At 36.0% G+C, this 25,941-nt stretch carries 28 protein-coding genes and 1 riboswitch; of the genes, 14 read left to right on the forward strand and 14 right to left on the reverse strand.

Features of this window, described 5'->3' with window-relative positions; all coding sequences use genetic code 11:
• Position 1 precedes the first annotated feature (1 nt).
• Together ABH955_RS25725 and ABH955_RS25730 are read right to left on the reverse strand one after the other, a co-directional pair.
• Positions 2-586: a DUF3238 domain-containing protein gene (locus ABH955_RS25725; RefSeq protein ID WP_002150439.1), complete on the reverse strand. Its 585-nt coding sequence runs from the start codon at positions 584-586 to the stop codon at positions 2-4.
• Between the two features lie 136 nt (positions 587-722).
• On the reverse strand, positions 723-1,307 hold the full coding sequence (locus tag ABH955_RS25730) for a DUF3238 domain-containing protein (RefSeq protein WP_404455428.1): 585 nt from the start codon (positions 1,305-1,307) through the stop codon (positions 723-725).
• Positions 1,308-1,459: 152 nt separating this feature from the next.
• On the opposite strand from ABH955_RS25730, the gene ABH955_RS25735 reads away from it, so the two are divergent.
• Positions 1,460-1,933 carry a MarR family winged helix-turn-helix transcriptional regulator gene (locus ABH955_RS25735; RefSeq protein WP_012260356.1) on the forward strand — a complete coding sequence of 158 codons (474 nt, stop codon included), beginning with the start codon at positions 1,460-1,462 and terminating at the stop codon, positions 1,931-1,933.
• 128 nt (positions 1,934-2,061) lie between these two features.
• On the opposite strand, the gene ABH955_RS25740 is transcribed toward ABH955_RS25735, so the two are convergent.
• The 3 genes from ABH955_RS25740 to ABH955_RS25750 all read right to left on the reverse strand — a co-directional run bounded on the left by ABH955_RS25740 (position 2,062) and on the right by ABH955_RS25750 (position 5,524).
• Positions 2,062-3,324 (reverse strand): neutral/alkaline non-lysosomal ceramidase N-terminal domain-containing protein, encoded by a 1,263-nt coding sequence (locus ABH955_RS25740; RefSeq protein ID WP_404446061.1) that lies wholly within the window; start codon positions 3,322-3,324, stop codon positions 2,062-2,064.
• A 106-nt stretch (positions 3,325-3,430) separates the two neighbouring features.
• Positions 3,431-4,846, reverse strand: a complete 1,416-nt coding sequence (gene spoVR / locus ABH955_RS25745; RefSeq protein ID WP_012260354.1) for a stage V sporulation protein SpoVR — start codon at positions 4,844-4,846, stop codon at positions 3,431-3,433.
• A gap of 117 nt (positions 4,847-4,963) precedes the next feature.
• The gene (locus ABH955_RS25750; protein ID WP_002087479.1) at positions 4,964-5,524 is read right to left on the reverse strand and encodes a nitroreductase family protein; all 561 of its coding nucleotides are present in this window, start codon (positions 5,522-5,524) and stop codon (positions 4,964-4,966) included.
• Positions 5,525-5,755: 231 nt separating this feature from the next.
• Here ABH955_RS25750 and ABH955_RS25755 point away from each other — a divergent pair, with 231 nt between their 5' ends.
• The 9 genes from ABH955_RS25755 to ABH955_RS25795 all read left to right on the forward strand — a co-directional run bounded on the left by ABH955_RS25755 (position 5,756) and on the right by ABH955_RS25795 (position 12,509).
• Complete coding sequence (locus ABH955_RS25755; RefSeq protein WP_002087481.1) at positions 5,756-6,352, forward strand: hypothetical protein; 597 nt, start codon at positions 5,756-5,758, stop codon at positions 6,350-6,352.
• A gap of 184 nt (positions 6,353-6,536) precedes the next feature.
• A complete protein-coding gene (locus ABH955_RS25760) occupies positions 6,537-8,042 on the forward strand; it encodes a spore germination protein (RefSeq protein ID WP_002188379.1) in 1,506 nt (501 codons plus the stop codon).
• The gene (gene gerYC / locus ABH955_RS25765; protein ID WP_002140451.1) at positions 8,039-9,121 is read left to right on the forward strand and encodes a spore germination protein GerYC; all 1,083 of its coding nucleotides are present in this window, start codon (positions 8,039-8,041) and stop codon (positions 9,119-9,121) included. Before ABH955_RS25760 ends, gerYC begins: the two co-directional genes overlap by 4 nt.
• Positions 9,122-9,133: 12 nt before the next feature.
• Positions 9,134-10,243 carry a GerAB/ArcD/ProY family transporter gene (locus ABH955_RS25770; protein WP_002029888.1) on the forward strand — a complete coding sequence of 370 codons (1,110 nt, stop codon included), beginning with the start codon at positions 9,134-9,136 and terminating at the stop codon, positions 10,241-10,243.
• 45 nt (positions 10,244-10,288) lie between these two features.
• Entirely contained in the window at positions 10,289-10,798 is a 510-nt protein-coding gene (locus tag ABH955_RS25775) for a PCYCGC domain-containing protein (protein WP_002125374.1), read from the forward strand.
• A 121-nt stretch (positions 10,799-10,919) separates the two neighbouring features.
• Positions 10,920-11,168, forward strand: coding sequence for a YhdB family protein (locus ABH955_RS25780; RefSeq protein ID WP_001195459.1), 249 nt, complete (start codon positions 10,920-10,922; stop codon positions 11,166-11,168).
• 165 nt (positions 11,169-11,333) lie between these two features.
• Entirely contained in the window at positions 11,334-11,753 is a 420-nt protein-coding gene (locus ABH955_RS25785) for a disulfide formation protein C (protein WP_002125372.1), read from the forward strand.
• 12 nt (positions 11,754-11,765) lie between these two features.
• A complete protein-coding gene (locus ABH955_RS25790; RefSeq protein WP_016093295.1) occupies positions 11,766-12,221 on the forward strand; it encodes a thioredoxin family protein in 456 nt (151 codons plus the stop codon).
• Between the two features lie 72 nt (positions 12,222-12,293).
• Positions 12,294-12,509, forward strand: a complete 216-nt coding sequence (locus ABH955_RS25795) for a DUF1540 domain-containing protein (RefSeq protein ID WP_002029883.1) — start codon at positions 12,294-12,296, stop codon at positions 12,507-12,509.
• Between the two features lie 32 nt (positions 12,510-12,541).
• Here the strand turns inward: ABH955_RS25795 and ABH955_RS25800 are convergent, their stop codons facing one another.
• The 3 genes from ABH955_RS25800 to ABH955_RS25810 all read right to left on the reverse strand — a co-directional run bounded on the left by ABH955_RS25800 (position 12,542) and on the right by ABH955_RS25810 (position 14,958).
• Positions 12,542-12,793, reverse strand: coding sequence for a hypothetical protein (locus ABH955_RS25800; protein ID WP_002029881.1), 252 nt, complete (start codon positions 12,791-12,793; stop codon positions 12,542-12,544).
• Between the two features lie 163 nt (positions 12,794-12,956).
• Complete coding sequence (locus ABH955_RS25805) at positions 12,957-13,718, reverse strand: L,D-transpeptidase (RefSeq protein ID WP_404446043.1); 762 nt, start codon at positions 13,716-13,718, stop codon at positions 12,957-12,959.
• 373 nt (positions 13,719-14,091) lie between these two features.
• Complete coding sequence (locus tag ABH955_RS25810; protein ID WP_404446433.1) at positions 14,092-14,958, reverse strand: SDR family oxidoreductase; 867 nt, start codon at positions 14,956-14,958, stop codon at positions 14,092-14,094.
• Positions 14,959-15,182: 224 nt separating this feature from the next.
• Between ABH955_RS25810 and ABH955_RS25815 the strand changes: the two genes are divergently transcribed.
• From ABH955_RS25815 to ABH955_RS25830, 4 genes are all read left to right on the forward strand, one after another.
• Positions 15,183-16,484: an NCS2 family permease gene (locus tag ABH955_RS25815; protein ID WP_002029878.1), complete on the forward strand. Its 1,302-nt coding sequence runs from the start codon at positions 15,183-15,185 to the stop codon at positions 16,482-16,484.
• A 92-nt stretch (positions 16,485-16,576) separates the two neighbouring features.
• Positions 16,577-16,682: riboswitch (SAM riboswitch) on the forward strand.
• Positions 16,683-16,769: 87 nt separating this feature from the next.
• Positions 16,770-17,882: a sugar ABC transporter substrate-binding protein gene (locus tag ABH955_RS25820; RefSeq protein ID WP_404491822.1), complete on the forward strand. Its 1,113-nt coding sequence runs from the start codon at positions 16,770-16,772 to the stop codon at positions 17,880-17,882.
• Positions 17,879-19,366 (forward strand): sugar ABC transporter ATP-binding protein, encoded by a 1,488-nt coding sequence (locus ABH955_RS25825; RefSeq protein ID WP_404491823.1) that lies wholly within the window; start codon positions 17,879-17,881, stop codon positions 19,364-19,366. The genes ABH955_RS25820 and ABH955_RS25825 overlap by 4 nt, the downstream gene beginning before the upstream one ends.
• Entirely contained in the window at positions 19,350-20,345 is a 996-nt protein-coding gene (locus ABH955_RS25830) for an ABC transporter permease (RefSeq protein ID WP_113936759.1), read from the forward strand. Before ABH955_RS25825 ends, ABH955_RS25830 begins: the two co-directional genes overlap by 17 nt.
• Positions 20,346-20,372: 27 nt before the next feature.
• On the opposite strand, the gene ABH955_RS25835 is transcribed toward ABH955_RS25830, so the two are convergent.
• From ABH955_RS25835 to kdpB, 6 genes are all read right to left on the reverse strand, one after another.
• Complete coding sequence (locus tag ABH955_RS25835; RefSeq protein ID WP_000143386.1) at positions 20,373-20,645, reverse strand: hypothetical protein; 273 nt, start codon at positions 20,643-20,645, stop codon at positions 20,373-20,375.
• 48 nt (positions 20,646-20,693) lie between these two features.
• Positions 20,694-20,897, reverse strand: coding sequence for a hypothetical protein (locus ABH955_RS25840; protein WP_000432819.1), 204 nt, complete (start codon positions 20,895-20,897; stop codon positions 20,694-20,696).
• 127 nt (positions 20,898-21,024) lie between these two features.
• Positions 21,025-21,879 (reverse strand): patatin-like phospholipase family protein, encoded by an 855-nt coding sequence (locus ABH955_RS25845; RefSeq protein WP_002140445.1) that lies wholly within the window; start codon positions 21,877-21,879, stop codon positions 21,025-21,027.
• 149 nt (positions 21,880-22,028) lie between these two features.
• A complete protein-coding gene (kdpDN, locus tag ABH955_RS25850) occupies positions 22,029-23,183 on the reverse strand; it encodes a KdpD-like non-kinase potassium sensor (protein ID WP_404491824.1) in 1,155 nt (384 codons plus the stop codon).
• Between the two features lie 56 nt (positions 23,184-23,239).
• On the reverse strand, positions 23,240-23,821 hold the full coding sequence (gene kdpC, locus ABH955_RS25855) for a K(+)-transporting ATPase subunit C (protein WP_219300001.1): 582 nt from the start codon (positions 23,819-23,821) through the stop codon (positions 23,240-23,242).
• 17 nt (positions 23,822-23,838) lie between these two features.
• Positions 23,839-25,929, reverse strand: coding sequence for a potassium-transporting ATPase subunit KdpB (gene kdpB, locus ABH955_RS25860; protein ID WP_404455402.1), 2,091 nt, complete (start codon positions 25,927-25,929; stop codon positions 23,839-23,841).
• Positions 25,930-25,941: the final 12 nt, after the last annotated feature.

Consider the following 25,941-nt stretch of genomic DNA (forward strand, 5'->3'; position numbering starts at 1 on the left):
CCTATAATCTCTTTGTAAAACTATAATCCATCTCTCCACCTAAAGCTTCAGCTGTATCACCAGTTTCTCTAAAATCATGTGTATAAATTTGCTCAAATGAACCAAAATCTACTTGTTTATAAAATTCATAACAAGGGAATCCATCATGCTCTCCTTGAATATCGATACTACCATCCTTTTTAACACATACAGTTAATAAATAATCCACAGGAGGTGCATATATATTTAATGGATTACTTGCACTGGCACTCATTTTGAATTGGACACCATCAGAATTCCATGCAATATGAGTACACACAATATTTTCAGTACTCGCTTTTCCTGTTCTTTTATTCACAGAACCATCTGGATTTGTAATCTTCTCTGTCGTAATACCCGTGTTTGCATATGAAAACACTTCTTCTTTATAAAAATCTACTACTACCTCTTGCTCAACTCTAGAGCGCATAGTATTTACCGCATGTGGTGTAAATTCACGTGAATCACCTTCGAATTGGATTACTCTTCCTGTTTGTACATCCTTACTCGGTTCCGTCCAAGACATTGGAATAAATACACTGGCTCTAATTTTAACGATATTCGTCATAAGAAACACCCCTGTAATTCTAATTTTATATACTGCATACTATTGAATAAAATAGACCACAATTTCAATCCTAGAACCAATAGCTTTCTCTTTTACGTTTGCTACTTCCTTCTAAAAAATAGCGCTATATTTATATCTAGATTTTCGTTTTAAAGCTATATTCCATTTCTCCAGCTAGTGCTGCTGGGGTATCATCCGTTTTCCTGAAATCATGTGTATATATTAATTCAAATGAACCAAAGTCGATTTGTTTATAAAATTCATAGCAAGGAAAACCATCATGTAAACCTTCAACATGCACAGTACCACTATCATTAACTCGTATAGTCAAAAAATAATCAGCTGCAGGTGCTGCCGCGTTTAACGGATTACTTGCACTTGCTCTCATTTCAAATAAAACTTCATCTTCACTCCATACAATATTTGTACATGCAATGTTTTCTGTACTTGTTTCTCCTTTTTGATACTCAATTGAGCCATCTGGATTTGTAATTTTCACAGTAACGATACAAGCATCTGCATATGTGAAAATTTCTCTTTTATAAAAATCAACAACCACTTCTTGTTCTAATCTTGAACGCTTTGTGTTCACAGCGTATGGTGTAAATTCACGTGCATCTCCGGCATATTCAAACACTCTTCCCATCGCAGGATCCTGAATAGGTTTCAGCAAAGCATACGGTGCAAATACACTCCCTCTAATTTTAACGATATTAACCATGTGAAACCTCCATAATTCATTGATTTTATTTAGATAAATCATTATTTGTTCTATTACCATTATATAGTCAATTTGATTGACTATATCCTGTATAGTACAATAGATTCTACTTATAGTCAATTTAATTGACTATAAGCAAGGAGGTTATATACATGACTCATCAAACACTTAACGAACTAGATCTTACTTCACTTTTATCACTATCCTTCAGTACATTAATTACTGAACTACACGACAAATTAAGTGAATTGGGATTTGAAGATATTAGGCCAGCGCATGGTTTTATGTTCAAACGCATCCTTCCTAATGGAGCAACCGGTATAGAACTAGCTGAATCTTTAGGGGTTTCAAAACAAGCCATAAGTAAAATGGTAGATTCTCTTGAGAACAGTGGTTATGTCACGCGCCAAACGCATCCTACTGATAAAAGAGGTAAAATTATTGTTTTAACCGAGCGTGGTTTAGCAGTAATGAAAGCAAAAGAAGAAATAGTAGCTGAAATAGAACAACGATGGATTGCAAACATAGGTGCAGAACGAATGCAAATGCTTAAAGAGGATTTAACAACATTCGTTACTAAAGAAAATACAGGAAAATTATCATCGAGCATACGACCTGTTTGGTAAACAAAAACTCCATATAAAAAACGAATCCACTTTGATTATTCTTTTTCAAAGTGGATTCGTTTTTTACAGCTTTATTAAAATCATTGATTCCTCTAAATTTTGTTTTAAATATATGGGATACCCATATTTTATACATTATATAATTCCGTAACTCTCTGCACGATCAGCTCTGCCGTATTCTCCTCTGGCGGCATCAACAAATTTGTAACCGGCCCATACACAACAGGATTTAATTCCACTTCATACCCACCATATGCATACTCCTCTTTTGTCGGTAAGTAACCAATATATCCATTCGTATAGCCACCAAAGAAAGCTAGTTCATTTTGAAGACTCTCTTTCATTTCTAAAACAGTTTCTGAAAAAGGTTCCATCGGTATTCCAGAGAATATACCATCATTAATTTGAAACAATTGAATTTCTAAATCGATACTTAAGTGCCTAATGTTTTTCCTATGCTTATCTAAAACAATAGCAAGCCATTCGTCAGTATTCACACCCCACTGCTTCTCAGCTAATTGGGCCATTCTTTTTATCTCTTCAATTTCTGGAATATCCTTTAACTTCATTTGCATCGTACTCGAAATAGTTCTTAGCTTTACAATTGGTCTATATGTAACTGTTGGTAATATCGTTAACACATGTCCACTGAGTACGTAAGCCATTTGTTTTAATGCTTCCTGTGAACCACGATACTTCGCATTCACATTTCCAGTGGCACCTTGAACAATAATAACAGGACAGTTTACTATTTTCTCCAGAATCTCTCGCGTCATTCCAGGATAATCTGCTGATAATACATCGCTATCCCCTTTTAAAACATTCGGATGAGCAGTACAAAATACAATGACCCCAGCTAACTCCTTTGACTCAGCATTTCTCATTGCTAAAACACCAATTCTTTTATCTACAATACCCTCTATATTTATGCCCATCTTTGCTTTTCCATCAGGTGTCCTCTCTCTTCGGTTTACTCCAATATCACCTGTCGTAACATCCCACCCAACTTCACATGACCGCATATTATTATTCGCAGTAATAGCACCCTGCACTACATTATTTAGTAAAATCGTTTTATACGACTTTATTAAAGGATGATCACCGACTGTTTCCGGACCAGAATGAGTATGTGTATAAACGACAGTTATTTGCTCAAATGGTACATGAAGCTCACTAGCTACTCGTTCACGAATAATATTCGTATCTTCTACTAACATTCCAATGTTATCAATACTTATAAATACAGTCTTCACTTCATCTTTTTCAAATACAAAGATTGTCCCGTAAATGTGCTCTTCAATATTATTAATTCCTGTATCTCTATGGTATCCAATAAAATCAATACCTAAAGGCGGCGTAATATCCACCTGACATACCCCTACTTTGCTCACTTGAATCGCTCCATTTCTATATGTAACTCCCTTTCTTCAAGAATAGCATATTTACCATTTTCAAAATAAAAAGAACGGACAAGAAATTCTATGTCCGTTCTTTTCATCACACATACTTCCGATGCACCATCTTCCCATCATAAGAAAACACAACGCCCTTACTCTCCACCATCGACTCCATATGCACTGTTCTTCCCCATAGCTGATGAAGATACGGTAATACTTTTTCTAAGTATTTTAAATCTAACTCAATTCCTTCATAGCTATGTTTAATGTACAATTCCCCATTCTTTAAGTAGTCTCCATCTTCTACTACTAAGTACGGGAAACCTCCATTTGTGCGCATATTTACGAGTTGATCGCGTACATGCTCCCATTCTTTATCAATTACTTTATATTCTTTTCCTTGGCGCTGGAATAAGTACATATCTTCTCTCATTACAAGTTTTTTATTTAAATAGTTTCTTAGGAACGATACATCCCATTCAATTTCCCGTACTTCAAAGATTTTGTCACGACCAGAACCAGGTTTCACACCGCGTCGTTTCATTTCTTCTGTCGGGTTGTTATAGCGCTCTTCAATATCTTCAAACATTTTAATACCGAGGTAGTATGGATTAATACTTGTTTTTGATGGCTGTACGACACCTGCATTTAATTTCGCAAATTCAATTGCTTCACCAGATGTTAAGTCCATTTCACGAAGTATGCGTTGATGCCAGAAGGAAGCCCAACCTTCATTCATAATCTTCGTTTCAAGCTGTGGCCAGAAGTATAACATTTCTTCACGCATCATCGTTAATATGTCGCGCTGCCACTCTTCTAGCTCACGGCTATATTCTTCAATAAAGAGGAGTAAATCTTTTTCTGGCTGCGGTGGGATTTTCTTCTTTTTATGCATATTAGGTCGTTCTCTCTTTTTGTTTCGATCATCTAAATTCCATAAATCATCGTACTGTGATATCTTTTTCTTTTCTACATCCTCTTCTAAATCTTCAATACTCCATGCAAGTTTCGGACGCATAAGCGATGGATCAATATGTTCTTGAATGGCAAGTACGGCATCTAAAAATGTTTCTACCTCTTCTCTTCCATACTTATGTTCATACGCCTTCACACGATCTGCTGTCGCTGCCATACTCTCCACCATATCGCGTTTCGTATTAGAAAAACGAATATTATTTTTGAAGAAATCACAATGTGCTAAAACGTGCGCCACGATTAATTTATTTTGAATTAAAGAATTCGTATCTAATAAAAAGGCGTAACATGGATTAGAGTTAATAACGAGTTCATAAATTTTACTAAGTCCTAAATCGTATTGTAATTTCATTCTGAAAAATTGCTTTCCAAAACTCCAATGCGAAAACCTCGTCGGCATCCCATATGCACCAAATGTATAGATAATTTCCGCTGGACATACTTCATAGCGCATCGGATAAAAATCAAGACCAAATCCAGTCGCAATTTCCGTAATTTCAGCAATCGCATATTGTAGTGCTTTATCATCACTTGCTCTCATTATTTTCCCTCCTTACACTTTCCCTTAAGAAAGTGTATGATGAGGAACAAGCTTTCATGAGGATTGATTGCATAATAAAAAGACACCCTCTAAAAAAACGAGAATGCCTCTTTCTAATTAACCTTCAATGATCTCCATCTTCTCCGTAATCGGTGTACGAGCTTTTCCTTCTGGTGCTTTATCGAAATAGCCGATATGAAGAATTCCAATGATGCGCTGGCCTCGTGTTAAACCGATTCCTTCTATAAATAGTGGATTGTAGTTTAATCCACCTGATTTCCAAACGCACCCTAAGCCGCGTTCCCAAGCAAGTAATTGGAAGTTTTGCATAAATGCACATGTTGCAGCGTAATCTTCGTCACGTTGAATTTGACGCGGATCTTCATTAATGTAAACAACGATTTGTGCAGGTGTGCTTAAGAAACGATCAGATAAAATCTTGCCGCGTTTCGCTCTTTCTTCTTCTGTGAAAGAGTTTAGTACTGCGTCCACTAATTTCTGACGGCCTTCTCCAATGTATAATTTACAATTCCATGGTTCACGGTGTTTATGATTCGGTGCCCATGTTGCGTCGTTTAATAGTTCAATTAATAGCTCTTTTTCTACTGCTTTATCTGTAAATGTACGAACAGAACGTCTTTCTTTAATAACGTTTGCGATGGAAGTATATGTAGTCATATTTTTCTCTCCCTTATTTTTATCTATATGTATAAATCCGTCATTGATATTGATTTTCAATTTCGATTATAACCTAGTTTTTCACTATTAATCAATGTTTTATGTTGGAAAACCATGAAAAACTTCTTTTTATACTGTGAATAAAAAAACTTAACTTGTTCACAAGTTTTTCACATTTTATGGAAATGATATGTGTAAGTTTTCCACATTACCCATCTAGGAGGAGTTTATATGTACAAGAAAATCGCAGTAAGTATGACTATGGCAGCATTATTGTGCGGGATATCTGTCTTTCCTGCTTCCGCTGCCACGCCAAAAGAAGTAACAATGCACCATCATAAGCCTATTTCAGAAGAAGAAATGCAGTCGCTCGAAAAACTCGGCTATAATAAACATGAAATTTGGAAAGCTGCCCACATTGCAAGAATAAGTAAAAAAGAAATTAAGGACGTTTTAGCTTACTATAAGCAAAATAAATCTTGGGAGAAAACAGCCGAGCATTTCGGTGTAGACCCAAGTAAATTGAAAAAGCATCATATGAATAAAGAAACGAAAAAAGCACTACTGCAAAAATTAGCAAATATGCAAAAGTCCACACCAGATGGACTGAAACAAAAAATGAAAGAATATAACATCGGCTTACGCCAACTTACCGTGTTAACAATCATCTCTCAAAAAAGTAATACCCCTCTTGACGATGTACTAAAAATGAAAAAAGATGGGATGGATATTAAACAAATTGCGGAAAAATTAAATGTTAAAAAAGAAGATATACGGGCAGAAATGATTAAATTAGTGAAGTCTATTAAAGAAAAGAAAACAAATTAGCCTGTCAAAAAGGAAGAGATATTCAATACTCTTCCTTTTCTTTATCCCGCTATTTGTGGGAGTCGTGCTGCCCGTAAAATCCAGATTATTAGCCTTCACTTTATGAACTTTCAATTTTCAAGTATAAATTCCCTTCTTTCCCAAAAACTAACACAAGTAAATGATGTGTGTAAGGGGTGAGGAAATGTTCCGTGTATCATCTAAAAAGAAGAAAAAAGCACTCTGTTCTATTCCGGAGTTTATCCACACTATGAAAGAATCCAGTGATTTCGTGTCTTATAACGTAGTAGACGATGGAACATTGTGTTTGTTTTATTATAAATCTACAGCTGAATCACTCCTCATTAATCGATTCATTTTAACACCTATTAAAAGAGAATTAGATCACATTGAAAATATAAGTGATATAGCAAATATCGTCACACTTGAGGAGATTATCACTGGCCCTACTATTGATGACATTCGTGAAAAATTATTAAGTGGGTATGTACTTATACAACTAAAAAATGATTCTCAAATCGCAGAATATGCACTTATTCGTGCTGAAAGTTCCGTTTTAGGTACACGGCTATATAACGATACTGAAAATGAATATAGTGTCATCGGTCCAAAAGTCGGATTTGTTGAGAATATCGATACAAATATACACTTACTTCGGCGAAATATCGTCACAGAACAATTAGTTTTCAAAGAAGTTATAGTTGGTTCTATATCAAAAACAAAAGTCGTAGTTGCTTACATCGAAGATATTACGAATGAGCAGCACGTTAATACTGCGATGCAGCGCCTACAAGACATTGACTTTGATGTTCCTTTCGATGCAACTATGATTGAACAGTTTATTAGTGATAACAGCAACTCTCCCTTCCCTGTTTTACTCCCTACAGAGCGTTTAGATCGCTCCGTTTATGCATTATTGAATGGAGGAGTCGTCATTTTAACAGACGGTTCACCTTACGCATTAGCTGGACCAGCGACATTACTCGATTTCTTCGTCTCTCCAGAAGATTATTATTTACCATGGATAGCAGGCTCATTTCTTCGAATGGTTCGCTTTTTCGGAGCAGCATTCTCGCTATTTTCATCAGCTATTTATACAGCTGTATTAACGTATCACTATCAAATGATTCCTGCGGATTTACTAGGTCCGATTATTTTTTCAAGAGCTAATGTACCCTTTCCGCCCATTTTAGAAGCACTTTTTTTAGAAATCACAATCGAATTGCTCCGTGAAGCTGGAGCACGATTACCTACAAAAGTTGGACAAACAATCGGCATCGTTGGCGGGATTGTAATTGGCCAAGCATCTGTTCAGGCTGCTTTAACGAGTACCATTTTATTAATTGCAGTTGCTTTATCAGCACTCGCTTCTTTTACAACACCAACTGTAAAAATGTCTTCTACTATCCGGATACTACGATTTCCACTTATTCTTTTAGCTGGTGCATTTGGGGGCTTAGGTCTCATTGTAGGATTCGTACTCATATTAGCTCATTTAATTCGCTTAAAATCACTTGGATCACCTTATCTATTACCTCTATATCCATTTCGCGGTTTAGGAACGGCAGAAGGTCTCTTTCGCTTGCCATTTAGTCAAACTGCAGGACGTGCCTCTTTTCTAAGACCAAAAAAAAAATGGCGCTATGATCCAAACAAAGCGAAAGAAAAACATGATGGTGAAGAGAAATGAAAAATACTTTATTATGCTTTTCCATTATCATTTTAATTTTCCAATCCGGCTGTACACAACCGAATATAGTAGACACACAGCGAATGATTCATATAGGTGGATTTGATATAACGAAAGATAAAAAATTTCGCGGGACAATCTTATATCCCGATTACACAAAAGGCGTTCAATCAAAACCAGAAACTCAGTCAACTACCGCAGATACAATTGAAACAATTTCTTCACTTCTAAACGCCAAATCACCACATACGATCGCTGTAGGTCAAATGCGTGTTGTCCTATTTGGAAAATCATTTGGTGAACGTGGAATTGGGGATGTTATTAACAACTTACAACGTGATCCTAATATTGGCCGAGATGTGCAACTAGCGCTTGTAGATGGTTCAACAGAAGAATTACTTAAACATGTCAAAACGAATGGATCGCTATATCTATCTGATTTACTGGAGCAAAATATAGAAACCGAGACAATCCCTCGGACAGCTTTAAATATTTTTTTATATAACTTTTATTCATCTGGATGCGATCCATTTCTTCCTTATATTAAAGTTGATGAAGACAAGTCTGCTTCCATTAAAGGAATTGCTTTTTTAAAAAAGGATAAAGTGGTTATGTACACAGATAAAAAAGGATCTTTTTTATTAAAACTACTCATTAATCCAACTAAAAATGGTCGTTACGAAGTTCCGATACGTCAAGGTAAGCATAAAGGATTGATCGCTACTCAAAACTTATCCGGGAAAAGTTTTTGTTCTCTTTCCCAAAACGGTGACATTCCGAAAGTTAACATCCACTTAAAGTTAAACGGACTTATAAAAAATGCTCCCGACTGGCTCGATTTAGCAAAGCACGAAAATATAACTTACGTAAAAAAACATGTAGAAAAAACGCTTGAGAAGCATTTAAACGAATTAATAAAACAATTCCAAGAAAAAGAAATCGATCCGATAGGTATACAAGAAGAAATTCGTAGTCATTCAAGAAAATGGACTATAAAACAAATTCAAGAAATGTACCCTAATGTAGACGTTGCTGTTCATGTGCAAATCAATGTCGTGCAATCTGGTATCGGAGAATAGTGAGGTGCTGTAATGGCTGGACAAGATAAAACACATACTGTTTCCCCTTATTTCACATTTCTTCTATTACACTCCCTTCAAATTGGAGTAGGTGTGTTAGGATACCAAAGGATTATTGCGCAATATGCCGGTTATGATTCTTGGATTTCTCTTATTGTTGCGGGCATTGCAACTCATATCGTGCTATTTTGCATGCTTAAAATGTTAGAAAAAGATAATGATTTAATGAATATTCATACGACATGTTTCGGAAAGTGGATTGGAACATTTTTGTCCGTATGCTTTGCTGCATACCTTCTATTATTTTGCCTTACTGTCCTTCGTACATATATTGAAGTCATTCAAGTTTGGGTCTTCCCTACAATTAAACCGTGGAAATTAACTTTATTATTTTTACTTGTGACTTACTACGTAATTAAAGGTGGTTTTCGCTCTGTAACAGGAATATGTTTTTGGGGCGTCGTAATACCGATTTTCGTCCTATTTTTCTTAGTTTTCCCAATGAAATACGCGCATGTCCGTAACATTCTCCCAATTCTAACTCATTCACCTTTAGAAATTCTAACTGCAGCGAAATCATCTGCATTAGAATTTCTTGGATTTGAAGCAATTCTTGTTTTTTATCCATTTATAAAAAAAGAAAAATCATTAAATAAATGGGCGCACGGTGGTATTGCTTTTACAACAATTCTATACGTAATACTAGCCATTGTTTCCCTTATGTACTATAGCCAAGGACAACTACATCATACAATTTGGCCAACATTAACAATGCTAAAAATCATAAAGATTCCTTTTATCCAAAGGTTTGAGTACATCATTATTTTCATGTGGTATCTTATTATTTTACCTAATCTTTGTTTAACAATTTGGTCTTCTTGTTGCATTAGTAAAAGGTCTTTTCACGTACCATTTAAAATTACACTTCCATTTTTTATTGCAGCTATATTTATTTCATCCTTATTTTTCACAAACCGTGAAAGTATCAATACATTAAATACAGTACTGTCTCAAGCTGGTTTATATATTGTATACGCTTATATCCCAATTTTATTTCTATTCCATTCACTACGATGGCGATTCAAAAATCAGTCGAAAAAATCTTCACCCGACACACCATGATATTTGATACAATTTGATTAATACATTTGTAAAGGGGACAAGCGAATGAAAAAGTATGTATTTTCTTTACTTGCAGTACTGAGCCTAATTCTTGTTGGATGCGGGAGTACTAGTACAAATGACAAAAAATCTTCTGAATCAAAAGAAGAGCATGACCACGCATCACATACTCAGCAAGCTGATATTCAAGAAAAGACAAAAGGAGTCGACACACTCCCTACCTTCCTAGACAAGCTTGATCCGCAAATGAAAGATATCTACACTGTCGCTGGACAAAATGCAGAGCTATTAGATTGGATTCCATGTTACTGCGGTTGCGGTGAGAGTGTAGGACATAAAAACAATAAAAACTGCTTTATTCGTGAAATTAAAAAGAATGGTGAAGTTGTTTGGGATTCCCACGCAACAACTTGTGTCAACTGTCTAGAAATCGCGGTTGAATCGGCTTCTATGAAACAAAAAGGAAAATCAACGCTCGAAATTCGTAACTATATCGACAATAAATACAAAGAAGGGTATGGCAAGCCAACACCTACGCCAATGCCAAAAGCATAAAAACGAGGAAATCCCTCGTTTTTCTCTTTTCATTCACCTTTTTTCTTAACAAATTCTTTCAAGTGTATTTCTCCTTACTTGTCACACACTATATATAACTCCTCGGTAAGGAGGGTACACAGTGCAAACATATAACGACTATGATAAAGCTCTCTATTACACGTATTGCTGTAATTGGGATAAATTACTCGTTCTCATGGTTCAAACGAACGATCAATTATTTTCTAAGCGTATTGAGCATTTTTTACACGCTTATCAATACAGTAAAGAACTACCAGAAGTTGATAAACAATTGCAGCTCCTATTTCAATATATTGACCACGCATCCCAAAAGTCACATGTAGAAGAAGTAGAGCAAATTCAAATGTAAAATATAGCGCTATTCTCTTTATGAGAATAGCGCTTTTTTAAAATGTTTATATCAATAAAAGTTTCTCCTTATAAAACTTTTATTGATAAACATATTTTTTCTTTCTTTTCCCTACCACTTCATACTATAATTTAGTATGTAACTATTATAAGTGAGGTATAAAATATGGGACGAGAAAAAAAGCAAGAGTATGCTTTATTTGCTGCATGGGGAGCTTCGTTTATTGCTACATTAGGAAGTCTATACTTTTCCGAAATTATGAAATTTGAGCCTTGTGTCCTTTGTTGGTATCAACGTATTTTTATGTATCCATTTGTTTTATGGCTCGGTATCGCTGTAGTAAAGAAAGACTATCGCATTGCAAGTTATTCTTTACCAATCGCAAGTATTGGTGCTTGTATTTCTTTATATCACTATGCAATTCAAAAAATCGCAGCATTTTCAGCTGCTGGGGCAGCTTGCGGCCGCGTACCTTGTACGGGAGAATACATAAACTGGTTCGGCTTTGTGACAATCCCGTTTTTAGCACTTATCGGCTTTATCACAATCGCTGTTTGTAGCTTCATCGTAATTAAAAACAAATAAGGAGATGAAAGAATGAAAAAAATGCTTATATTTGGCGGTATTATTATCGCCTTGTTTGCAGCAATTTTCGCTGTAACACAAATGGAAGAAAAAAATGCTTCAACAAGCCAAAAAATTGATAATGCTACTGATAGTAAGACAAATGGCCCTGACTACTATACAAATAAAATCTCTCTTTCAGATCTCCAAAAGAATTTAAAAGAGAAAAAAGAAGAAACAGTATACTTTTATCAAACATCTTGCGTTCATTGTCAAAAGCTATCTCCTATCGTAGTACCAATGGCTAAAGACTTGAATGTTGATATGAAAGTTATGGATATTGAAAAATTAGATGCTCCTTGGGATGAATATAAAATTAAAGGAACTCCAACAATCATTCATTTTAAAGATGGTAAAGAAGTGAGCCGTATTAGCGGCGAACAACCGGAAGACAAATTAAAAGAGTGGCTTGAGCAAACGAAAAAATAATAAGAAAAGGAAACTCCTTCTATACATGAAATGCGTGTAAACTCCCACACTAATGTATAAGGAGGGGGTTTTATGCCAGAAGTGAAATGCTCTGTTTCCAATTGCTCATTTTGGGGACAAGGTAACCTTTGTCAAGCAAGTGCAATCGTTGTTCAACCTGATGCACAAGAAGCAGGTCAAATTGAAAACAGTTCATATACAAACGCTACTTTAACAAACGAGACGCTTGAAAGTTCTGTAACAACGAGTGTAGAAACGTGTTGTCATACATTTAAACCGAAATATTAAACGTAAAAGCATACGATTAGTCGTATGCTTTTTTACATTCCTCTCCAAACATCATGCATCATAAAAAAGTACAAAATAACGAGAAGGACCGTCCCGCATAAAGTAATGCGTCGATATACACTCTTCTCCCCTTCCCTCGCTTTAACAAATGCCCAAATAAATCCGACGAACAATATTAAATCAATATATGGAACATAAAAGGAAAAGACGAGTAACGCATATAAATACACGATAAATAAACAAGTCGTGATTAAGAAAATTTTAAATGCAAATTCACTTTTCATAATGTGACCGCCCCCCAGTCTGTACTGTATTATATTCAGCAAAACATAATAGTTGCTGTTTCAATTTTTTCATCTCACTATTTACAGGCGCGCGATTGGTATGAAATCAATAAAAACAACTAAAATTCATCACAAATAAGCTACCGTCTATTTACGGTAGCTATTACGGGACATTATATTTCCGTTTATATAGGTTACTTAAAATCGAATAAGGTAATTGTTCATAACGAATTTTTTCTCCTGTTTCATCTACAACATACAAATTGTTTCCTATATAATAGGTTCCATCTTTTCGTTTGGAATACACTGTGTATCTTTCATTTGGCAATACTGTTTTTACTTTCGTCAATTGTCCATTTGGTTCTTGCCAATATATATTTACACGATCTACTAACGTAAGCATTCCAATTTGTTCTTCTTCTACTTTACGACCATTCCAGCTCACAACACGATAACCTAGCTTATATGCTTCATATTCGGGACTCGTATGAAAACGAGAAATAATTACTTTCGTCTGTAATTGTACCCGGTCGTATAACCATTGTATGTCCCGATCGTGCATGCGAATACAACCATTCGACTCCCTGCTTCCAATTGTTCCTTCCCGATTTGTCCCGTGAATTGCATATTCCTTTTTATCTAGACCTAGCCACCTCGTACCGAGAGGGTTATTCGGAGCACCTCCAGCTATTTTTTTACGATGGTATTCTTTATTTTTATATTTAGTTATAATACAAAAATTCCCTTCAGGCGTCGGGGTGCTATCTCTTCCTGTCGTTATCGGAAATGTTCTAGTATAGTTTCCCTCTTCAAAAAAAGACAGCTGATTCGTCGTAAGGTTAACTAATATTAAATGATCTGTATTAGCAAAAACGCTAGCTGGCAGGCAGAAAAATAGGATTACGATAAACCATACTTTCTTCATCTAAATCCTCCCTAGCACTAACATCATAATAAAGTGAAACTTTACTCGGTGGGAGGGTTTGTCCATCCCCTACTGAATATTAGCCTTCACCAATCGGGCATTTACGGGCAGGTATCTCCCACCTAACTTCCTTGCATTCGCCGAATTTTGAGGTAGGAATCTTACTGCCCGCAAATAGCGGGATAAAGTGAAACTTTAATCAGTGGGGGTTTTGTCCATCCCCACTGATTATTAGCCTTCACCAATCGGGCATTTACGGGCAGTTAATCTCCCACCTAACTTCTGTGCTCCACCTGAATTTTGAGGTGGAATTTTACTGCCCGTTAATGCGGGATAAATGCAATTAGCTTTACTTTGCTCTTATAAATGAAAACTATCCATTCACAATTACTCCACCATTTACATGCATCATCTGTCCCGTTACATATGCCGAATCACTAGACGCTAAATATACATATGCAGGCGCTAATTCATACGGCTGACCAGGCCTTTGCATAGGAACATTGCTCCCAAACTGTGATACTTTTTTCTCATCAAAACTGGATGGAATAAGCGGTGTCCAAATTGGGCCTGGTGCAACACCATTTACACGAATTCCTTTTTGTACTAACGACTGAGATAACGATCTTGTAAAAGCGACAATTGCTCCTTTCGTTGCAGAATAGTCGATCAACGTTTCATTTCCTTCATACGCAACGATAGATGCCGTGTTTATAATTACATCCCCTTGCTTTAAATGAGAGAGTGCTGCTTTTGTAACATGAAAATAAGAAAAAATATTAATACGGAACGTTTTTTCTAGCTGTTCCGCTGTAATATACTCTAGTCCTTGCTGCGGATATTGCTGTGCGACGTTATTCACAAGAACATTTAGCCCCCCTAGCTGCTGGGCGGTCTCTTCTACAATCTCTTTACAATGTTGTTCATTACTCAAATCTCCCGGCAATAATACACAATTCACGCCTTCTTTTTCCACAAGTTGTTTCGTCTCAGTTGCATCTTCGTCCTCATCTAAATAAGCAATCGCAATATTTGCTCCCTCTTTTGCAAAAGCGATAGAAACAGCTCTTCCAATCCCGCTATCTCCTCCTGTAATTAATACATTCTTTCCTTTTAACTTTTCACTTCCTTTATAACTTGGATCTTCAAACTTTGGAAGAGGATTCATTAACGATTCAATACCAGGTTGTTTATTTTGATGTTGTGCTGGCATTGTTAAAAAGTTTTTTTGCTGCGGCATAACTTCCTTCAACTCCTTTCCCCTTATAATGCGCACAATAAAAAAAACTACTTACACATTAAAGAACCGCAATTCACACACAGTTTTACGATTAATATTCGAATTTACGACATAAAATATGAGTTGTTCTAAAGTTTTTATGCAAAACTATTGCAAAATAGTTAAAAAACGAATATTATATATAACTGTTGTGAAAATTATTCGTAAAAAGAAAGGATGTTTATATGTTTAACCTTTCAAAACATAAAACTTCTATTAAAACTGAAATTATGGCAGGTATTATTACCTTTTTAACAATGGCATATATCATTGTCGTAAACCCTGTCATCCTTGGGGATGCAGGTGTTCCGTTTGAACAAGCATTTACAGCTACAATTATCGCTGCTGTTGTCGGAACATTATTTATGGCGATCTTTACTAATTTACCAATCGCAATTGCACCAGGTATGGGATTAAATGCTTACTTCTCTTATTCTGTTGTAAAAGCCCATGAAGGCATGACTTTCGCAATTGCATTCTCTGCTGTATTCGTAGCAGGTATGATTTTAATTTTGTTATCATTCACATCTTTCCGTACGAAATTAATGGAAGTAATTCCTGAGAACTTAAAACATGCACTTACTGCTGGTATCGGTCTTTTTATTGCTTTTATCGGTTTGCGCTTAACGGGAATTGTTACAAAAAATGATGCAAACTTAGTTGGGCTTGGCGATCTTCACTCTGCTCCAGTTCTACTAGCATTAGCTGGCCTTGGAATTACAATTATCCTTATGTCTTTAAATATAAACGGGGCACTATTTATCGGAATGTTATTAACTGGTATTATCGCTTACTTCACAGGTCAATTAACATTCTCAAGCGGCGTTACATCAATGCCTGGATTACCAGAAGGAATTATCGTTTCAAATCCAATTACTGCTGTATCTGATGTAATTAACTACGGATTATACGGCGTTGTGTTCTCATTCTTCCTTGTTACACTATTCGATACAACAGGTACACTACTTGGCGTTGCACAACAAGGTGGATTTATGAAAGATGGAAAGCTTCCAAAAGCAGGACGAGCTCTTCTATCTGACTCATTCTCAGCAACAATTGGAGCTATGTTCGGAACAACACCATCAACAGCTTACATTGAATCATCTGCTGGTGTTGCAGCTGGTGGTCGTACTGGTTTAACAACTGTTACAGTAGCTGTTCTATTTGCATTAGCAGCATTCTTCGGACCGTTAGTGAGCGCTGTTTCTGGCGTTTCAGCTATTACAGCACCATCACTAATTATCGTTGGTAGTCTTATGATGGGCTCAGTTCGCCACATCGATTGGGATACATTCGATGAAGCATTCCCAGCATTTTTAGTAATCTTAAGCATGCCACTTACATCAAGTATCTCAACAGGTATTGCACTTGGATTTATTTCATACCCACTTATGAAAGTGGCAAAAGGACAATTCCGTGCTGTTCACCCACTTGTGTATTTATTCGGGATCTTGTTCGCTTATCAATTAGTTTTCTTACCACATTAAAATCCCTCGTTGTGAGGGATTTTTTATTTACAAAAAAACATTTGACAACAGCATACACTTATGGAATAATTCGAAATAGTTAAATATTCGATGTCTTATCAAGAGCAGGTGGAGGGATGAGCCCTACGAAGCCCGGCAACCGACCCATTTATGGGCACGGTGCTAATTCTTACAACACATTGTGTTGAAAGATAAGAGTAATATGATAAGACGTCTTTTCTATATGAAAAGACGTTTTTATTTTCACTCCCTCCTCTCTTTTCTTAATTTAGGAGGGATTTTTTTATGAAAAAATTATGTTCCACCGTACTCATTATTCTCTTACTCGCATTAACAGCTTGCACAAATGAACAAGATGCTATCTCTTCACAAAAGCAACAAACGGTGAAGAAAGAAGCTACTACAGCAGCAAATCATTTACAAGCAGAAATTCCAAGCCAAGTAAAAAACCCATTAAAAATCGCATTAATTATGCAAATGTCCATCGGAACTTTTTCCTCTCAATATATTGAGGGTGTCAAAAAACAAGTCGAGCTATTCGGCGGCAGTGTGCAAGTCTACAATTCTGATAATGATTTAGCAAAAATGGCAGCAAATCTAGATACTGCTATTAATTCAAAAGTTGATGGTATTTTAATTGATCACGGTCGCTCTGAAGCACTAAAACCCGGAGTAGAAAAAGCATTACAAGCGAATATTCCTGTAGTTGCATTTGATAACGACCTACGCTTACCAGGCGTAACGATTATTGATCAAGATGACTATACTCTTGCATGGAAATCATTAAAAACGTTAGCGGAAGATCTGAATGGACAAGGGAATATCGCCGTCGTATGGGTTGGCGGATTTGCTCCAATGGAACGTCGCAATGTTATCATTGATGCTTTTTATAAACGTTATCCAAATATAAAAGAAGTTGCACGCTTTGGTACCGCTAGTAATAACACACCACTTGATACGCAAACACAAGTAGAGGCTTTACTAAAAAAATATCCGAAAAAAGGTTATTTACAAGCTATTTTCGCTTCGTGGGATGAGTTTGCTAAGGGGGCCGTCAAAGCACTCGAACAAGCTGGTCGTACAGATATAAAAGTATACAGCATTGACTTAAGTAATGAAGACTTACAACTCATGCAAAAAGAAAATTCACCTTGGACTGCTACGGCTGCAACCGATCCAGCTGAAGTCGGTAAAGTTCAAGTGCGTTTCTTATACAAGAAAATCGCTGGTGAACAAACGCCAGATATTTATTCACTAGAACCTTATTTAGTAAAGAAAAATAGTTTGCCACAAGAAAATATAACGATGGATCAATTATCAAAACATATAAACGGTTGGGGAGACTCGAAAGATGCATATTCACCTTGGATGAAAAAATTAGAGAAGGAGAAAAAATGATGACATTCTCTCTTCAAAACATTACACATTCTTATCACATCTCTACCCCTGTACTAGAAAATGTTTCTATTAACATACAAAAAGGAAAAGTTCACGCTTTACTAGGAATGAATGGTGCAGGAAAAAGTACTTTACTAAAAATAGCAACTGGTGAAATTCAACCAGTTGCTGGGAATATAAAAATTGATAATCAGTCTATTTCCTTTACTTCACCACGCGATGCAAAAAAGCATGGTATTTCTTTCGTAACACAAGAAGTGGATCACGGACTTATTCCTGGATTATCTGTATTAGAAAATGTACTAATCGATCATTTAGCAATGCAAAATAAAGTACTATTTTCAAAGTCAAAATTAGTCTCACTCGCTAAACAACATTTGCAAACTGTACAGGCTGATTTAAATGTTTCGGAAGATGTTTCAAACTGCTCATTACATGAAAAACAATTACTTCTTATCGCAAGAGCTTTATCCAACAATACAAATTATCTTTTATTAGATGAGCCTACTTCTTCTCTTGGACCGAAAGAAGTTGAAACCTTCGGGCAACTATTAAAAGATTTAACATTGAAAGGAATTGGCATCATCTTAATTTCTCATCGTTTATCAGAGATTCGAAATTTTGCGGATGATGTAACCGTATTACATAACGGTAAAGTTGCAATTTCTGAAGCGATTACAAAGGTTACAGATCAACAAATTGTGGAAGCGATGACTGGAAAACAACTTACACTTCCTATTAATACAGCACCAAAACGAGGGAACGAAGAATTATTTAAAGTACAAGAACTTCCATTACACAAAGACCATTCTCCTCTTTCTCTCACCGTACGGAAAGGTGAAACTGTTGTGATATACGGATTAATTGGCAGTGGCAAAACAACACTTGCTGAAACGTTATTTGGTACTCGTCATACTTATCACGCAGAAATAGATGGTCAAACAATAACAATTAAAACACCGCGAGATGCGATTAAAGCAAAGATCGCACTTGTACCAGAGGAAAGAAGAAAACAAGGCGTATTTCTTTCGGAAGATATTATAAGCCACACTAATTTACACCAATCAGGTTGGAGACGAAAGCAAACCGAAGTAAATAATGCTACTACAGCAATTTCTTCTTTCAGCATTTTACCCAATGACCCAAAAGCATTTATTCATTCACTTAGCGGTGGAAACCAGCAAAAAGTCTCCATTGCAAAGTGGCATGGATTCAAACCGAATCTATTTCTTTTGGACGAGCCAACTAAAGGTGTAGACATAGCTGCAAAACAAGACATTTTTCAATTCATTCGTAACATTACTGAAAACGGAAATTCCGTAATTTACTTCACAGGAGAACAAGATGAAGCACTACATATCGCCGATCGTATTCTCATACTAGCAAACGGCGAATTTGTAGGTGAGTACTTGCCGAATGACCTATCTCCTGAACAGCTTTTACATTTATCTGAAGGGAGTTATTCCATTGAATCTCGTTCATAAAACAAAAACTAAGAAACTATATTTACCTACCCATCTTTTTTATCAATTTAGCACGATTGCTATCATTATAGGTGTTACAATTTTTTTCTCTATCGCCAACGATTCTTTTTTAACCTACAACAATATTAGTGATATTTTACGTTCTATTTCTATTGTAACGTTACTCGCAATTGGCGTTACCTTTACATTAATTGTAGATGGATTTGATTTATCAGTCGGCTCTACCGCTAGTTTAGCCACAATTACCGCGGCTTCTTGTCTCGTTTTATATCGACAAGAACTAATAGTCACACTCCTTATTCCTATTCTTTGTGGACTATTAGTTGGATTATTAAATGCACTACTCGTTATCCGAATTAAACTACCAGATTTACTAGCTACATTAAGTATCATGTATATCGTGAATGGACTACACTTAACATTTTCAAAAGGATCTTCTATTTATGAAGGAATGTCTGGTGCCAAAGGACATTTTATTCCATCCTTTTTATTTATCGGTCAAGGTTCTGTGTTAGGAATTCCAGTCCCTGTCATTATCATGCTTATCGTCGTTTTAATTGCATATGTATTTTTAGAAAAAACAACGTACGGTCGTTTCTTTTATATGACAGGTGGGAATCGAGAAGCTGCTAGACTAGCTGGTATTCCTACTGATCGTTACCGTGTATATGCTTATATGATTAGCGGTTTACTTGCCTCTATTGGCGGTATTATTTTATGTAGCCGCGTTGGAACAGGACAAGTTTCAGCTGGCGCCCCATTATTAATGGATGCAGTTGCAGCTGCCTATATCGGTTATGCAATGTTCGGTGCTAAGAAACCAAATGTCATCGGAACATTTCTTGGTTCCGTATTAATTGGAATCATATTAAACGGCCTTACAATGATGAACGTTCCTTATTATGCGCAAGATATCATTAAAGGCAGTATTTTAATTGCAGCTTTAGCCTTTTCATTTATTAAAAAGAAGCGTAAATAAAAAAGTAGCGCATCGAATTCCGATGCGCTACTTTCCTTTTGCAACAATCACACGAACTACTTTCAACGCAAAAAGCAAAAGACCGTTCGCTATTGCTGTAACACCTAAGAAGATTGCTATCATAAGCTCTCCCATTCCGTTATTAAATATAAAAATAATAGAAGAAATGAAAGCCAAAATAAACAATATGAACGCTGGTATATATTTAATAAAAGGCTTCTCAAATGATCTTTTAGAAAGAAGAAATGTAATTAACAATGTCATAATAAAAACAAAATATACCGCAAATAAAAAAGTCATATGAAAGCCTCCTCTACGACCAAACTACTTAAAAGAGGTTAGAAACCTTTAATATTTCTCATTTACCTGCAATTCTTTACTATACTTTTGAATGAACACTGATGAAATAACCATTACCATTCCTATACTAAAACCAATAAGCTGATCTAATAACATTTCATCATGAATGAACCAGCGCAGTAGAAATACGCCACCAAAAATAAGCAACATTGTAAATCCAGTATGTCTAAGCCCTTTATATACATTTTCCATATGTATCACCTCTCTACATACTTTTATCCATATTATACCATAATCCCAAAATGTATATAACCAACATTCGGTATTGAAACCAATAATAAAAAAGGCTGCAGAGAACTCCTTTTCCACAGCCTAATTATTATTTTTGCAAAAACGCCTGTAAATCTGCAAATTGTCTCTTTGCATCTTCATAGCCTTGCTCATATAAACTTTGTAATTTAGCCGTATCCTTTTCCATACGATCTACTTGAAGCGGCACTTCTGGGCGAATAACAAATAAATTACCAGCTTGCTCTTCTTTTTCAATGTAGTGAAGTGTTTCATTATACACTTCATAACGATTCAGCATCGTATTTACAAGGTTTGGATACTTCTTATAAGCCTTTGCTGCAATCCAACCAAATTTTGATTTTTTCTTCGCGTAACCATGATTTCTCGTCAAAATAACGACTGATTTTTTAAATCCATCTTCCTGTGCTTTACGAACTGGAATCGGATCTGAAATCCCGCCATCTAACAATTGCTTACCTCGGTAGTTTACTGCCGGTGCAATGAAAGGTAATGAACTAGATGCTTGCAATAAATTTAGTGCATCATCATTCGTTCCCTCTTTTTCAAAATAAACAGACTGTCCTGTTTCACAATCAGTTGTTCCTACAAGGAAACGCTCTGGACTATTAAAGTATGTTTCAAAATCAAACGGTACATGCTTTTCTGGAATTTCATGAAAAATGAATTCCATATCAAATAGCTGACGTTTTTTCCACAAGTTTTTATACGATAAATACTGCGGATGTGATGCATAATCAATATTTACTGTTTTATTTCTATTTCTTTGTCTGGAAAGATACGACGCTGCATGACAAGCACCAGCTGATACACCAATTACATATGGAAAATATAAATCTTGTTCCATAAAATATTCTAATATCCCGCCCGTATATACACCACGCATACCGCCGCCTTCTAATACTAACCCCGTATTTTCAAGCATGTTATTCTCTCCTCTTTATATATATCGACTCTTTAATTATTCACTATGTTAAGTATCTTTTTCTATTATATATGAGTTCTTTTAGAAATTATATTCAAAAGGCTTGAAAAAAAGAAAAATAGAGACTCCTCAACAATCCGGTCTCTATTTTAAGCTCTTTGATCAGCAACGATATGAATATCAATATACTTCGTTTGTCTCATAATTTCATTTACAATAGAACCTTTTCGTATTTCTTCCCACCGTGTTCTCGCCGATTGCCCGAGTAAAACTTGTGTCACCTGTAGTCTTTTTGCAACTTCAATAATAACATCAGCGGGCTTTCTTCCCTTTGCTTCTTCTAATACAAAGCTCGCATCAAATTGATTCGTTAGCGATTTCCATTCTTCAATCGTTTGCTTTTTGCCAGCTGAAATAGAATCTATATTTTCTCTTTCAACGTTTAACACATACAATTCAGCATTTAGCCGATCAGCCATGCGCCAACCTCTCCGTATTAATTTCTCTGCTGTTGAACTGTATTGTACACAAACGAGAATTTTTTCTTTCACACCAATTGGTTCTATAACTGTTTGGCTAATTTTCTCATCCATATCATCTGCAACTTCACGAAGCGACAATTCCCTTAGTGCCCCTAAATTATTAAGCGTAAAGAAGTTTTGTAAGCTTTGTTGAATTTTTTCTTCCTTATATATCTTTCCATCGATTAATCTCTTCCGGAGTACCTCAGGTGTTGCATCAACAAGTTGAATTTCATTTGCTTTTTGCAAAATAAAATCTGGAATACGCTCTCTTACTTTTACATTCGTAATTTGAGCTACAATGTCATGAACACTTTCTAAATGTTGAATATTAAATGCTGATAATACAGATATACCGGCATCTAACAATTCCTGCACATCCATGTAACGTTTCTTATTTTTCGACCCGGGAATATTACTATGCGCAAGTTCATCCACAACAACAATTTGTGGTGCCCGCTTTATAATTCCTTCCACATCAAGCTCATAAAATACTTTCCCTTTATAATCTATTTCTTTTAAAGGAACTTTTTCTAAATCAGCAATTGCTTCTTCCGTCTCTTTTCTACCGTGTGTTTCAATTAAACCAACTACAATGTCAATACCGTCTTTTTTCATCTCTCTTGCATCAAATAGCATTTTATAACTTTTCCCTACTCCTGGAGCCGCTCCTACATATAGCTTTAACTTCCCTCGATTTTGTTGACTAATGTATTCTAAATACTCTTCTGGTGTTCGCCTTTGAAACGTCGGTTTATAGTCATCCGCATACAAAACACTCACAACCTTTCTTTCGAAACAACACTACCTCAATCCGTTAGATTGAGGTAGCACTGTTACTATTTCATTAATTTCTGTAATTCTAAATTTAACTTTAAGACGTTCACGCGATCTTCTCCAAACAAGCCGAGTGCAGCACCTTCCGTTTGATCCTTAATCAGTTGATTCAGCTTTTCTTTCGGAATATTCGTTAATTTCGAGATGCGATCTACCTGCACAGAAGCCGCTTTTGGACTAATGTCAGGATCAAGCCCTGAACCCGAATTCGTCACTAAATCTATCGGTACTTCTGTAACTGGAACGGCCCGGTTTTGTTTCTTCCAGTCTTCAATACTTTTCTCAACTCGTTTTGCTAAATCTGGATCAGACGGCGCATAGTTATTTGAACCAGATGCTTCTGCTTTATATTCTATACTAGAAACACGTCCATGAAAATAACGTGGATCTGTGAAATTTTGACCGATTAATTTTGAACCAACTACTTCATCCTTATCATTATATATAAGACTTCCATCCGCATTATCCTTCATTACCGCTTGCGCAATACCAGTTACAATAAGCGGGTATACAAGGCCGCACAAGACTAAGAACGTAAAAGTAATACGAATAATTGGTGAAAGTATACTTTGTTTTTCCGCCATCTTTTTTCCCCTCTTCCTTATATGAACAAGCCGACAATCATATCAATTACTTTAATTCCAATGAATGGAACGATCACTCCGCCAAGCCCGTAAATGAGTAAGTTTCTGCTAAGCAATGCATTAGAACTCATTGGTTTATATGCGATACCTTTCATCGCTAGCGGAATAAGTAACGGAATAATAACCGCATTAAATATTAATGCTGATAAGATTGCTGAAAGCGGTGATGTTAATTTCATAATGTTTAATGCTTCCATTTGCGGAATCGCAAGTGTAAACATTGCTGGAATGATTGCAAAATATTTTGCAATATCATTCGCAATACTAAACGTCGTTAACGCACCTCGTGTCATTAACAATTGCTTACCGATTCCTACAACCTCAATAATTTTAGTTGGATTCGAATCTAAATCGATCATATTTGCTGCTTCTTTCGCAGCTGTCGTACCACTATTCATCGCTAACCCAACGTCAGCTTGCGCTAATGCCGGGGCATCATTTGTACCATCACCTGTCATCGCTACAAGTTTACCTTTATCTTGCTCTGCTTTAATAACTGCAATTTTATCTTCTGGTTTACACTCGGCAACGAATTCATCTACCCCTGCTTCTTTTGCAATTGTTGCTGCTGTTAATGGGTTATCCCCTGTACACATAACCGTTTTAATTCCCATTTGGCGCAATTGTTCAAAACGCTCACGCATACCAGGTTTTACTGTATCCTTTAAATAAATTAAACCGTAAATACGATCATCCACTGCAACTACAAGTGGTGTTCCACCCTCTTTTGAAATTAAATCTGCTTTTTGATTCACATCTTTCGGAATCGTTCCGCCTTTTGATTGAACCCATTCAATAACGGCACCAACAGCACCTTTTCTTACTTTCGTTCCATCCTGTAAATCAACACCACTCATTCTCGTTTCTGCTTTAAACGGAACAAATTCACCTTGTTCTGCAAGTTCTTTATTATATGATATAGATTTCGTTTGTACATATTCTATAACTGATCGACCTTCTGGTGTTTCGTCTAAAACTGAGCTAATCGCAGCCCATTTTCCTACTTGCTCAATCGTTTCATTTCCTACAGGGAGTAGTGTATGTGCCATCCGGTTCCCGAAAGTGATCGTACCTGTTTTATCTAAAATAATTGTATTAATATCACCCGCAGCTTCTACTGCTTTCCCTGACATTGCTAATACATTGAACTTTGTTACGCGGTCCATCCCAGCAATACCAATTGCCGATAATAACCCACCAATTGTCGTTGGAATTAGACAAACTAACAATGCAACAAGTACAGCTGTATCAATTTGAAACCCTAAATAATTTGTAAAAATCGGCAACGTCACAACAACGATTAAGAAAATAAGAGTTAAGCTCGTTAATACTGTATTTAAAGCAATCTCATTCGGCGTTTTTTGACGAGCAGCTCCTTCTACTAAAGAAATCATTTTATCAATAAATGATTCACCAGGATTACTCGTAATCACAATCGTAATCTCGTCACTTACGACCATCGTTCCGCCTGTTACTGAACAAAAATCGCCACCTGCTTCTTTTATAACAGGAGCTGATTCCCCTGTAATTGCTGATTCATCTACAGACGCTAATCCTTTAATTACTTCACCATCATTCGGAATCATTTCCCCTTGTTTTACAATAACAACGTCACCTTTTCTCAGCTCAGTTGCTGAAACTTGAACAATGTCTCCATTTTCTTTTACAACATTTGCAAACACATCTTTCTTCGATTGTTTTAAAGAATCAGCTTGCGCTTTACCACGCCCTTCAGCTAAAGCTTCTGCAAAGTTAGCAAATAAAACTGTAAATAATAGAATGAGAGAAACTGTTATATTAAACCACCCTGGTACACTACTAGAACTACTTGGAAGAAAGGATAAAATTAACGTAATGATAAATCCAATTTCCACAACGAACATAATCGGATTCTTTATCATTACTTTCGGATTCAATTTCGCAAAGGATTGTTTCATCGCATGTGTCACGATATCACGATCCATCGTTTTCGCTTGTCTAACCTCATCTTCTACAGCATGTATTTGTGACTGATCTACTTGTTTTTCTTTTACTACTACCGGTCTCATCATTTACCCTCC

The sequence above is a fragment of the Bacillus sp. RC240 genome (assembly GCF_044907945.1).
In the GTDB taxonomy this organism is placed as follows: domain Bacteria; phylum Bacillota; class Bacilli; order Bacillales; family Bacillaceae_G; genus Bacillus_A; species Bacillus_A mycoides.